Genomic DNA, 12,431 nt, shown 5'->3' with positions numbered 1-12,431 from the left:
TATGGTATAGATCAAAATCTCTATCTTTTCATTGTATCGTCTCTCTGGCGCCGCGTCAATGATGCCGCGTGCGCGACAGGATTTCCTGGCCTACGGTGACACCAGCTGCCGATGCCTGTACGAGGCCACGCGTGATACCGGCCCCGTCACCGATGGCAAAGAAATTAGGAATCTTCGTTTCCAGTTTATTGTTCAGTTCCAGGCGGTTAGAATAGAATTTCACTTCCACGCCGTACAAGAGTGTGTGGCGGGAATTAGCTCCCGGCGCTACCTTATCCAGGGCTTCGAACATTTCCTTAATATCCAGCATATGGCGGTACGGCAGGACCAGCGACAAATCGCCCGGTGTCGCGCTGGGCATGGTCGGCCGCACGAGACCGCGGCGGATCCGTTCCGGCGTCGAGCGGCGGCCGTCGAGGAAATCGCCCAGACGCTGTACGATGACGCCGCCGCCAAGGATATTGGCCAGGCGGGCGATGTACTTGCCGTAGCGGATCGGTTCGTGGAACGGTTCAGTGAATTTCTTGGAAACGAGAATGGCGAAATTCGTGTTTTCACTGCGCTTGTGAGCATAGCTGTGGCCATTGACCGTCAAAAGGCCGTCGTTGTTTTCCGTGACGACAAAGCCATAGGGATTCATGCAGAACGTCCGGATGCGGTCATCAAAGGACTTGCTGAAATATATGAGTTTCGATTCGTAGACGATATCCGTGATGGGTTCAAAGATTTCCGCCGGCATTTCGACGCGGACGCCGATATCGACGGCATTGGATGTCAGGGACAGGCCCATCTGTTCTACTTCGCCGACGAACCATTCCGACCCTTCCCGGCCCGGCGCGGCTACGAGGTACTGGCAGCCGTAGAGCTGGCCGTCGATGATGACGCCCCGTACTGTGCCGTCTTCAACGACGATGTGTTCCACCGCCGTATCGGACAGGATATCCGCCTTACCATCAAGGAAATCGCGCATATTTGTCAGGATCTGGGCGTTGACATCCGTCCCGAGATGACGGATCCGGGCCGGGATGAAACGCAGGTCGGCTGCAGCAGCCCGACGCTGGATGCGGCGGATTTCTTCGGGATTTTCATCACCGTATACCTTGCGGTCAGCACCGCCGAAGCGGCAGTATACGGAATCGACGTATTTGATTTTTTCCGCCAGCTCTGCCTGGGACATATAGTCGTCGAGATTGCCGCCAAACTCCGTGGTAAGCGTCAGTTTCCCATCACTGAACGCCCCGGCACCGCCCCAGCCACAGACGACATTGCGTACCTTGTCCTTGGCCAGTGCCTGCGGATTGACGCTCGTAGCGATGCGGTCGCGGATGTCCTGTCCTTTTTCTACCATGAGGATCGTATATCCTTTATCGGCCAGTTCCAGTGCCGTAAAAATACCGGCCGGCCCGGCCCCGATAATAACGACATCATAATTCTTTACAGCTTTTATCATTCCTGCCTCCCAATAAAAATGCCCTCACGGGACAGATTCCGTCAGGGCGTTATTTCCAGTATGAGTTATCCTCGTTCAGCGTACCATATAGAAGGGCCGATGTCAACAAAGAGACAATGCCCGATGTACAGAGAAATTTTCGAAACTCTTATGCCCCGGTTTAGATGGATTTTAGCTTTTACCTGTACACTATCCTTGTCAGTAAACAACAGAGGAGGAATACATCATGACACAAGAAAAATGGAATACGTACCTGCATACATGGAAATCGAAAATCTTCACGGCCCGCAACGCGAAAATCGCCGTAACCGCCATCGTCATCTGTACCGTCGCCGGCAGCGGAGGTGCCTGGTATCATCATCAGCAAAAACAGGCTTATAAAGAAAAGAAGATCCAGGCCATCTCCCAGATGATTGAAGCCCAGGCACAGGCACAGAACCTGACCCTCATCCCGGAAGAAAAAGCCCGCGCCCTGGCCGCCCAGGCTATCGGGAAAGACGAAAGCTCCCTTAGTTTCTCCCGCATCTCCCTCATAGACCTTGAAGGTAGCAAACATGAAAAAGGAGAGGACCGGCATAAAGAAAAGGACAAGAAAGATAAAAAATACCGGGACAAAAAACAGGACCGGGAAAAAGACAGAACCCCGGCTCCGGGAACTGCACGGCCTGATGACACAGCCGGTGCCACTGGTAAAGGCACCGCCCCTGACACCCGGCCTGCACCGGATGTCCAGCCTGCAGCAACTGCACCGGCTGCACCAGCCACCCCGGCTGCCACGGCGTTCCATCCTGTCTATCAGATCCGTGCTTCCGATGGCGACATCCACTACCACATCCTTATAGATGCCGTAAGTGGAGACATCCTGGCCAGCCGCATTGCCTGATACCTGCAAAGAGACCTCCTATGATGGCCGGGCCATCACAGGAGGTCCCTTTTTGTCATACCCCATCCGGTCTCTGGCAGATTGTGCCGACACAGTATATAATGACAATATATACTGTGAGAAAATATGTACGAGAAAGGATACTGCTTATGCTGCATATACAAGATATCCCCCTGAGAAGGCGACTGCTCATGGCAAACGTCACCATGGTCCTCGTGCCGGTCTGCATCCTGACCCTGCTGGGCCTGCTTCTGTTCCAGGGCCTGCGCTTTTCGGCCCAGCAAAGCGACCTGGCCACGCTCTGGCCCGAAAAAGGACCGGCCCTGTCCATCCAGTACACGGTCAGCTCCCTGCGCGTCAAAGCCGAACACCCGGGGCCGCTGAAACTCAAAGACCTGAAAGAAGACTGTCGCACACTGGAAGATCTGGGCATCGCCACGGCCATTATACGGGACGGACGGACCATGTACGTCACCCCCGGCAGCAATGCCACCAGCCTGGCCGAACGGGTCCTGAGCAAATCAGGCGGTCAGAACACGGCCATGATCTGGGATGGCGACGGATTTTTCTTACGCTATACGGCGCTTCACACGGGGACGACGGTCATCGCGTCGGGACCCATGCCATTTATCGCCAAAAGCGGCATCCGCGCCGGACTGGCCAAAGGCGTCCTGCAGGGACTGCTCATTGTCATCATCGTCACGGCCAGCGCGATTATCATCGCCTGCGGCCTCATCCTGTCCCATCTGCTCTCCCGTCAGATCCTGCAGCCCCTGGAAACACTGCGTCAGGCAGCGGCAGAAATTGAAAAAGGCAATCTCGACTATCACATGACATCCACATTCCGCGATGAACTGGGCCGGACCTGCCTTGCTTTTGACCACATGCGCCGCCAGCTGAAAAGCGCCCGTGAAGCCCAGCAGCGCTATGAAAAAAACAGGAAAGAACTCATCGCCGGTATTTCCCACGATTTATCGACCCCTCTGACCCTGCTCAAAGGATACGCCAGCGGCATCCTCGAAGGAATTGCCCGGACCGAAGAAAAGAAACAACGCTACGTCACCCAGATATACCAGAATGCCTGCACCATGGAAAAACTGGTAGAACAGCTCTTCCTGTTCTCCAAGCTGGATCTGGGGCAGGTGTCCTTTTCCCTGACCCCGGTCTCCCTTTCGTCCTATATGGAAGACTACACCGGAGAAAACAGGCAGCGCCTGTCTGAACGGGGACTGGACCTGACCTGCCGGGCGACTGGAAGAGCCTGTGTACAACTGGACCGGGCCCAGTTCCAACGGGTCGTAGAAAATATCCTGGAAAACAGTATCAAATACAAGGATAAGCCTAAAGTAGCGATGGAAATAACCGTAACAGACGGTCCTGATCAGGTCCGCCTCGTCTTTGCCGACCATGGCCCTGGCGTGGCACCGCCATTCCTCCCCCGCCTGTTCGACAGTTTCTACCGTACCGACGCGGCGCGGACAGATGTCAAAAAAGGCAGCGGCCTCGGGCTGGCTATCGTACGGCAGATCATCGAAGGCATGAACGGCACCATCTCTGCCGGGGAAACGCCCGGCGGTGGCCTGTCCATCATCATTACGCTGCCAGCAGCAGCTAAGGAGTCAGAATATGAAAAAAATACTCATCATTGAAGACAATCAGGAAATCGCCGAACTGGAACAGGATTTCCTCGAAGCCAATGCCATCGAAAGTGACATCGAGACCGACGGCATAAAAGGCCTGGACCGGGCCCTCCACGGCACATACGATCTCATTCTGCTGGACATCATGCTGCCCGGGATGGACGGCTTCCACATCTGCAAGCGCATCCGGGCCGAAAAAGAGGTCCCTATCCTCATGGTATCGGCCAAGCGGGAAGACATCGACAAAATCCGCGGACTGGGTCTCGGCGCCGACGACTATATCAGCAAGCCTTTCAGCCCGCCGGAGCTCGTAGCCCGCGTCAAAGCCCATATCACGCGGTACGAACGCCTGACCCGGTCAGCTTCTCCTGCCGACGGTGCCGTCATCCGGTCCGGAGAACTGGAAATATACGTCGATAAACACCGCGTCTTCGCCGGCGGCCGGGAAGTCACCCTGACCAATAAGGAATTTGAGCTACTCGTATTCCTGGCCCAGAATAAAGGTCTCGTCTTCAGCCGGGACCGCCTGTTTGAAAAAGTCTGGGGTCTCGATGCCGAAGGCGATACGGCGACCGTCATGGTCCACATCAACCGCATCCGCGAAAAAATTGAACCAGACCCGGCCAAACCCATCTATATCGAAACCGTCTGGGGTGCAGGATACCGCTTTCGCGAATAAGCAGAACCCGTCACGGCAAATATGCTATAATAAAGGGTATACAAAGGAGGTGATTCCATGGCACGTCATCGCAACCGGGATAGCCGTACCTATGAAGAAGAGGACAAACAGGATATCCGTCGTCAGGAAGGTATTTTCCTGTGTACCCTCTTTCTCATGGTACTGCTTCTCGTCTCACTCTATTTCCAGCTGAGCGTTCTCGCCATCGGCATCGTCACGGCAGCGCTTATATTCTCGACTATCGGTTTTTATATCCATTTCAAAGATTTCTTTTCCATGCGCGACCGGGGACAACGTACGGTAAGCGTCCTCATATCTATGTACGGCAGCCTTATACTGACCCTCATCTGTGCCTGGTACTACGTACAGGATGAACCACTCACACTGGATTACGCTCTGGTATTCCTGTTTGGCTTCTTCTTCTTTACCTTCATGGTCTACCGCAGTATCAGCCGCTACCTCGTCGTAGGCAACAAACGCCAGCGGATCAAGGGATAGACCGAAAGGAACAATCCCATACAGATAGCAAACACCCCTGGGGAAATCCCCAGGGGTGTCTGTGCTCATAAACACAAGAGTGTGTATACCATCATGCCTTACGGCGCCATGATATCTGTGTTATTTTTCATCATAGGCCTTTGTCAGGCGGACATAGCCTTCATACCGTTCTTTGGCATCCTGTTCCGTCTTTTCAAACAGAGCTTCTGCCGTATCCGGGAAGGTACGTTTCAAGGAAGCAAACCGGGTTTCGCCCATGAGGAAATCGCGGAAGTTTGCTGTCGGCGGTTTCGAATCGAGCGTGAACGGATTCTTGCCCTGTTTCTTGAGTTCCGGATTGTATCTCCACAGATGCCAGTATCCGGCTTCGACAGCCCGTTTTTCTTCCAGCTGGCTCTGTCCCTGGCCTACTTTCAGACCATGGTTGATGCACGGTGCATAGCCGATGATCAGAGACGGACCTTTATAGGCTTCTGCTTCTTTCAGGGCTTTCAGGAACTGATTCTTATCAGCACCCATAGCAACCTGAGCTACATAGATATATCCGTACTGGGCTTCCATCATGCCCAGGTCTTTCTTCTTCGTCTTCTTGCCGGAAGCTGCGAACTGGGCAACAGCTGCCGTCGGCGTTGCTTTGGAAGCCTGGCCGCCCGTGTTGGAATATACTTCCGTATCGAATACGAGGACGTTGATATCCTGACCCTGGGCCAGTACGTGATCCAGGCCGCCATAGCCGATATCATAAGCCCAGCCGTCGCCGCCGAAGATCCACTGGCTACGTTTGACGAGGAACTTCTTCATTTCATATACCTGTTCCAGAGCCGGCTTGCCTTCTTTTTCCTGTTCCAGCAGAGCGATGATAGCATCGGAACGCTGCCGCGAGCCTTCGCCTTCCAGTTTATGTTCTTTCCAGTCCTTGAATGCTTCCTGCAGCTGCGGGCTGGCAACGTCCATAGCGTCGTCCATATATTTTTCCAGGAGCTTGCGTTCGGCCTGTTCTGCCAGCATCATGCCAAAGCCATATTCGGCGTTATCTTCGAACAGGGACGTAGACCATGCCGGGCCATGACCCTGGGCATTCTTCGTATAACCGCAGTCCGGAGCACTGCCGCCCCATACGGAGGAACAGCCGTGAGCATTGGCAACCATCATGCGGTCGCCGAAGAGCTGGGTAACGACTTTACAGTACGGCGTTTCAGCACAACCAGCGCAGGCACCGGTAAATTCAAGCAGCGGCTGTTCGAACTGGCTGCCGATGACCGTATCTTTCTTCATGGGGTTCTTCTTCTGCGGCAGGGCAATGACATAATCCCACAGTGCAGCTTTGTATTCTTCGTCGTCGAACGGTTTCATGGTCAGGGCTTCCTTCGGGCAGACATGAGTACAGCTGCCGCAGCCCAAGCAGTCCATGACCGATACGACAATGTTGAATTTGTATCCCGGAGCTACTTTGATTTCTTTATCCTGATAACCTTCCGGTGCATTAACGGCTTCATCCGGCGTCAGGAGGAACGGACGAATAGCGGCGTGCGGGCAGACGAAGGAACACTGGTTACAACCGATACATTTTTCTGCATCCCAGCTCGGCACGAACATGGCTACGCCGCGTTTTTCTTCTGCGCATGTACCAGTCGGCCATCTGCCGTCTTCCATGCCGTTGTATGCACTGACTGGCAGGTCGTCGCCTTCCAGGGCATTGACCGGAATAGAGAATTCGCGGAAGAATTTCGTGTGCTTCGAAAGGTCAACCGGTTCGTCCTGTGCATCAGCCCAGTCGGCCGGTACGTCGATCTTCACAATATTCTTCAGTCCTTCATCGATTGCTGCATTATTCATATCGACAACTTTCTGGCCCTTCTTGCCATAAGATTTGACGACCGATTCTTTCAGTTTATCAATAGCCAGGTCTACAGGAATGACTTCGGACAGTTTGAAGAAGGCCGACTGCATAATCATGTTGATACGGCCGCCGAGGCCAATCTTCTGGGCAATACCTACAGCATCGATAATGTAGAACTGTACATTATTGCGGGCAATATCCCGTTTTAATCTTGCCGGCAGCTTTTCGCTCAGTTCTTCTGGTTTCCAGACAGTGTTGAGCAGGAACGTACCACCTTTTTTAATGCCTCTCAGGAGGTCAAAACCATGTACGTACGACTGGCGGTGGCAGGCAATGAAATCGGCGTTATTGATCAGATATGGCATCTTGATGGGCGTATCACCAAAGCGCAGATGCGATACGGTGACACCGCCTGATTTCTTGGAGTCATAGGCAAAATATGCCTGGGCATACATGTCCGTATTATCGCCAATAATCTTGATAGCGCTCTTATTGGCACCGACCGTGCCGTCAGACCCGAAGCCCCAGAACTTACATGCTTTGAGGCCTTTACCGCCTGTATGGACACCTTCCACACGGGGCAGGGATTTATAGGTCACATCATCGACGATGCTCAGTGTGAAATCATTCTTCGGTTCAAAGGCTTTCAGGTTTTCAAAGGCAGCTACGACATCGCCCGGCAGGAATTCCTTGGAAGCAATACCATAACGGCCATGATAAATCTTCGGCGACCGGTCAGCAGCGGCAAAAGTAGCGGCGACGCTGTGGTATAACGGTTCCCCGTTGGCGCCGGTTTCTTTCGTGCGGTCCAGGACGGCAATCTTCTTGACCGTATTCGGCAGGACGGACAGGAAATGCTTTTCCGACCACGGACGGAACATGTGGACGTTGATGCAGCCTACTTTTTCGCCTTTTTCAACCATCATCTTAACCGTTTCTTCAATGGTCTGTGCGCCAGACCCCATAGCTACCAGGACGAATTCTGCATCCGGTGCACCTGTATAGTTGAAGAGGTGATATTCCCGGCCGGTGATTTCGCTGATTTTCTTCATATAGCTTTCGGCTACATCCGGTACGCGGTCATAGAATTTATTCAACGATTCACGATGTTGCATATACGTTTCTGCCGGTTCGCAGAAAGAAATCGCTTCCGGATCATCCGGGTTCATGCCACGGGCACGGAACGCCTTGACGGCTTCCATATCCAGCATCGGGCGGAGCTCTTCATAAGGGATGACTTCTATCTTCTGAATTTCGTGAGATGTACGGAATCCATCGAAGAAGTTCAGGATAGGAATGCGGCAGGAAATAGCCGTTGCATGGACGACGGCAGCCAGATCCATGACTTCCTGTACGCTCGATTCACACATCATGCTGATGCCCGTGCCACGCATAGCCATGGCATCATCATGACCGGCAAAAATCGTATACCCGTTGGTGGCTACTGTACGGGATGCTACGTGGAATACGCCAGGCAGAAGTTCACTGGAAATCTTGAACATGTTGGAAAGCATGATCATCATGCCCTGGGACGAAGTAAAGGTCGTCGTCAGCGCACCGGCATTCAATGCGCCATGCATTGCACCGGCTGCCCCTTTTTCAGACTGCATTTCCTGTACCTGGACCGTCGTCCCGAACAAGTTCTTCCGACCATGGGCTGCCCATTCATCTACGTGTTCAGCCATAGGGGATGACGGTGTGATTGGGAAAATAGAAGCGATTTCTGTAAAGGCATACGCTATGTATGCAGCCGCTTCATTACCGTCCATTGTTTTAAAAATTTTCTTTGCCATAATGTGTTACTCTCCTCTCTCTTGTGATTTATAAGCGGTATCCTCAAGTACGTTGCCGTACTCTTATTGACAAATTTATTGTATGCTAAATAATGTATTTTTACAAGAAAAATAACATCATTGTGTTTTATTTATTTTTTAATCTAATTTTAATAAAGTCCGCAAATGCCTTATATATCGCATTTTCGGGCTCATAAAAAGCTGGCACATTATTATGTGCCAGCTGTATACCACTACGTGTTTATAGTACGCTATTTTAAATATCAATAATTACGTTTTAATTTGAACGTATTTTCGAATTTATTCGTCAATACATCCCTAATTATTTTATCTTTTTCTGCCTATTTTCAAAACCACTGGCACCAAAAAAGATACCAGACGAACCAGTCTGCTCCGTCCGGCAATGCGGCTGCTCATATATCCCAGAATCATTCCGCCTAAAATATCTGTCACATAATGTACACCGCAGGCAATCCGCGATGCGCCAATTAGTATACTCCATATCAGGAGCACCGTCCCTGACCTCTTTTGATAACGAAATACCGTCAGTGCTGCAGCTGCTGCATTCATCGTATGGTTACTGGGAAAGGACGCGTTATTTTTATGTATGACCGCCTGCCTTACGGAACCATGGGCGGCAAAGGGACGCTGACGCCGCCATATGAGCGATATGAGAAAGGAAAAGAAAGAACTGATCCCCACGGAAAACAGGGCCTCTGTCATTGATTGCCGGCGCCGGATCTGCTGCGGCAGATTTCCCGGGCGGAACCATTGCACAAGGCCATAGAGGATATACGCCCAGAATCCCCAGCGGGCCATCCCGACGGCGATTTCCCTTGCGGCGGGATTATGGAATAAAACCGATTGTATTTTCAAAATAAGCCAGCGTTCCATCGTTCTCTCCTCTACGGGACCCGTTTCTGTAAATCGGGAAATGGTGCCAGGCTGCGTTTCAGTATCCCATGGATGCAGGCAATAAAAATCCCATAATTTGTAATGGGTACATGCTGTCTTTGTGCCCGCTGCATCCGTGCTGCCACTTCCCGTTCATTCAACATGCATCCACCGCAGTGAATGACCATGGCATATCTTGTCAAATCCATAGGGAAATCCCGTCCGGAAGACGTTTCAATGACCAGCTTTTTCCCCGTATACTGCTGCAGCCAGCGGGGAATTTTGACAGTCCCGATATCGTCACACTGCCTATGATGGGTACATCCTTCTGAAATAAGCACCGTATCGCCGTCCTGGAGTTGTTTCAGGGCTCTCACCCCTTCTATGGCAATATCCAGGAAGCCTTTGTGGCGTGCCATGAGAATGGAAAAAGAAGTCAGCGTAATGTCATCCGGCGTATCGGCTGACACCCGCTTAAAAGCCTGACTGTCGGTAATGACCATCTGTGGCTTCTGGCCCAGACGATACAGGGTATCTTTCAGCCCCGTTTCCTTGACGACGATGGCCGTCCCGTCTGCATCGAGTATATCCCGTATAGTCTGCTGCTGGGGCAGGATCAGCCGCCCTTTCGGAGCCGCCGAATCGACAGGTACGACGAGTACAAAAAAATCTCCCCGATGTACCATATCCCGCACGATAGGAACTCCCGTATCCTGCGGTTTCAGCCGGGCCATCCGTTCTTTTAATTCATGAATGCCCGTATTGTTTCTGGCACTGACATATAAAACATCATCGGGAATCTGATTGGGTACAGTAGTTAAATCACTCTTATTATAAACGATAATATAGGGAAGTTGTTTTTCCCGGATCAGGTCCAGCGTCTCTTTGTCGCTCTGCTGCATTCCTTCTGCTGCATCGATGACCAGGACCGCTATATCCGTTTTATTGAGCACCTGCCGCGTCCGCGCCACGCGCAGTTCCCCCAAAGCCCCTGTATCATCAAACCCCGGTGTATCAATGATCAGTACCGGTCCCAGCGGCAAAAGTTCCATGGCCTTATACACCGGATCAGTCGTCGTCCCCTTCGTATCCGACACAATAGCCAGATTCTGTCCGGTCACAGCGTTGACAACACTGGATTTACCGGCATTGCGGCGGCCAAAAAAGCCAATATGTACGCGTTCACCAGAAGGTGTATCATTCATTCCCACAGCAGTTCCCCCTCTTTTTCTTTTTGCTCCATTATATCACAAATGCCGGAATGCACACTAGCAAGACCCTTCCGCTCATGGTATGATACAGGTGGAAATATAAAACAACATTTCAGGAGATGACATATATGATTTGTAAAAAATGCGGCACTGAACTGCGCGATGGCGTACGGATGTGCCCGATCTGCGGCACCCAGCAGGTAGAAGCCCCCAAACCGACGCCAGGAACGGTCAATGATCCCAAAATCTTTTCCAAAACCCGCGTGATAAGTTTCATCATCATCATGGCCCTGGTACTCATCGGTCTTTGGAAGGTATTTGCCTGATATCCGCCCCTTTACTCCGGGGGGGGATGTAAAAGCAGACCCATTAATTTGTTTTTGTTTTTATAATGTATTTTATTAATATACTAATTTTTAACGTCGTTTTTATAAAGCATGTTTTGTTTGCCCTTAATTATTCGAAACCGCCGTTTTGTTCTATTCCTCCGGGCTATATTTTCTATTGACAAACAGGAATAGTTCCGTTACAATGTTCACAACTTCTCTCAAGGGACAGGAGTCCTCAGGGAGCAAGCACATAAAGACTAAATCTGATGACGGGAACGAGTACTCTGCCCTTGGTATTTACAGAGAGCCGGCACTTGGTGCAAGCCGGTAATACAAGACAGACGAAAATCCTCCCTGAAGAGTGATGCTGAATGTATTAAGCATCAACGGTATTTCCACGTTACTGGAAACGCGTATGTTGGTACGTTGTGAGGAGCTTCACCGTAGTGAAGAATTTGGGTGGTAACGCGGATATACAATCCGTCCCTTATAAGGGACGGATTTTTTTTATTCTTTATCAGAAAAAGCATTAAGGGGGAAATTAATATGGCAAAAGTGTTTTATGATCAGGATGTCAATTGGGAAGCTATGGAAGGAAAGAAAGTCGCTATCATCGGCTACGGCAGCCAGGGCCACGCCCATGCGCTCAACCTCCGCGACAGCGGGATTGATGTCACCATCGGCCTCTATAAAGGGAGCAAATCGGCAGAAAAAGCCCGTAAAGCCGGTCTTAACGTCCAGACCGTCGCCGAAGCCGTCGCCGGTGCGGACATCACCATGGTCCTCATTCCCGATGAAAAACAGGCCGACGTATATAAAAACGAAATCCGGGATAACCTCAGACCGGGCAGCGCCCTGGCCTTTGCCCACGGCTTCAATATCCACTTCAAGCAGATCATCCCGCCCGACGACGTCGATGTCTTCATGGTAGCCCCCAAAGGCCCGGGCCATATCGTACGCCGCCAGTTCGTCGAAGGCAGCGGCGTCCCCGATGTCTTTGCCGTCGGACAGGATGCTTCCGGTCAGGCCTTTGACATCGCCCTGGCCTATGCCCGCGGTATCGGCGGCACCCGGGCCGGCGTCATCCAGACGACGTTCCAGGAAGAAACGGAAACGGACCTCTTCGGCGAACAGGCCGTCCTCTGCGGCGGTATCTGCCAGCTCATCACCAACGGATTCGAAACGCTGTGCGAAGCAGGCTATCAGCCGGAAAT

At 51.8% G+C, this 12,431-nt stretch carries 10 protein-coding genes and 1 other annotated feature; of the genes, 6 read left to right on the top strand and 4 right to left on the bottom strand.

Features of this window, described 5'->3' with window-relative positions; translation table 11 throughout:
• Positions 1 to 55 precede the first annotated feature (55 nt).
• Positions 56 to 1,450, bottom strand: coding sequence for an NAD(P)/FAD-dependent oxidoreductase (locus B4H10_RS05225; RefSeq protein WP_170087050.1), 1,395 nt, complete (start codon positions 1,448 to 1,450; stop codon positions 56 to 58).
• A gap of 226 nt (positions 1,451 to 1,676) precedes the next feature.
• Between B4H10_RS05225 and B4H10_RS05220 the strand changes: the two genes are divergently transcribed.
• The 4 genes from B4H10_RS05220 to B4H10_RS05205 all read left to right on the top strand — a co-directional run bounded on the left by B4H10_RS05220 (position 1,677) and on the right by B4H10_RS05205 (position 5,150).
• A complete protein-coding gene (locus B4H10_RS05220; RefSeq protein ID WP_170087051.1) occupies positions 1,677 to 2,333 on the top strand; it encodes a PepSY domain-containing protein in 657 nt (218 codons plus the stop codon).
• Positions 2,334 to 2,524: 191 nt separating this feature from the next.
• Positions 2,525 to 3,982 carry a sensor histidine kinase gene (locus B4H10_RS05215; protein ID WP_292016840.1) on the top strand — a complete coding sequence of 486 codons (1,458 nt, stop codon included), beginning with the start codon at positions 2,525 to 2,527 and terminating at the stop codon, positions 3,980 to 3,982.
• On the top strand, positions 3,960 to 4,652 hold the full coding sequence (locus B4H10_RS05210; RefSeq protein WP_170087053.1) for a response regulator transcription factor: 693 nt from the start codon (positions 3,960 to 3,962) through the stop codon (positions 4,650 to 4,652). Before B4H10_RS05215 ends, B4H10_RS05210 begins: the two co-directional genes overlap by 23 nt.
• Positions 4,653 to 4,709: 57 nt before the next feature.
• Complete coding sequence (locus B4H10_RS05205) at positions 4,710 to 5,150, top strand: hypothetical protein (RefSeq protein ID WP_292018328.1); 441 nt, start codon at positions 4,710 to 4,712, stop codon at positions 5,148 to 5,150.
• Between the two features lie 120 nt (positions 5,151 to 5,270).
• Here B4H10_RS05205 and nifJ read toward each other — a convergent pair whose 3' ends face one another.
• The 3 genes from nifJ to hydF all read right to left on the bottom strand — a co-directional run bounded on the left by nifJ (position 5,271) and on the right by hydF (position 10,888).
• The gene (gene nifJ, locus B4H10_RS05200) at positions 5,271 to 8,783 is read right to left on the bottom strand and encodes a pyruvate:ferredoxin (flavodoxin) oxidoreductase (RefSeq protein ID WP_170087054.1); all 3,513 of its coding nucleotides are present in this window, start codon (positions 8,781 to 8,783) and stop codon (positions 5,271 to 5,273) included.
• Positions 8,784 to 9,110: 327 nt separating this feature from the next.
• A complete protein-coding gene (locus tag B4H10_RS05195) occupies positions 9,111 to 9,677 on the bottom strand; it encodes a phosphatase PAP2 family protein (protein WP_059076329.1) in 567 nt (188 codons plus the stop codon).
• 11 nt (positions 9,678 to 9,688) lie between these two features.
• Positions 9,689 to 10,888, bottom strand: coding sequence for a [FeFe] hydrogenase H-cluster maturation GTPase HydF (hydF, locus tag B4H10_RS05190; protein ID WP_059076328.1), 1,200 nt, complete (start codon positions 10,886 to 10,888; stop codon positions 9,689 to 9,691).
• Between the two features lie 128 nt (positions 10,889 to 11,016).
• Here hydF and B4H10_RS05185 point away from each other — a divergent pair, with 128 nt between their 5' ends.
• Positions 11,017 to 11,214: a zinc-ribbon domain-containing protein gene (locus tag B4H10_RS05185; protein WP_059076327.1), complete on the top strand. Its 198-nt coding sequence runs from the start codon at positions 11,017 to 11,019 to the stop codon at positions 11,212 to 11,214.
• A gap of 260 nt (positions 11,215 to 11,474) precedes the next feature.
• Positions 11,475 to 11,708: a binding site (T-box leader), on the top strand.
• Between the two features lie 55 nt (positions 11,709 to 11,763).
• Positions 11,764 to 12,431 (top strand): ketol-acid reductoisomerase (gene ilvC / locus B4H10_RS05180; RefSeq protein WP_292018327.1); only part of this gene is annotated, 668 nt, incomplete at its 3' end.

It is taken from the genome of Megasphaera sp. UBA4382, from assembly GCF_002391155.1.
In the GTDB taxonomy this organism is placed as follows: domain Bacteria; phylum Bacillota; class Negativicutes; order Veillonellales; family Megasphaeraceae; genus Megasphaera; species Megasphaera hexanoica.
Note: the sequence above shows the minus strand (reverse complement) of the source record. Positions and strands in the feature narration are given on the sequence as shown.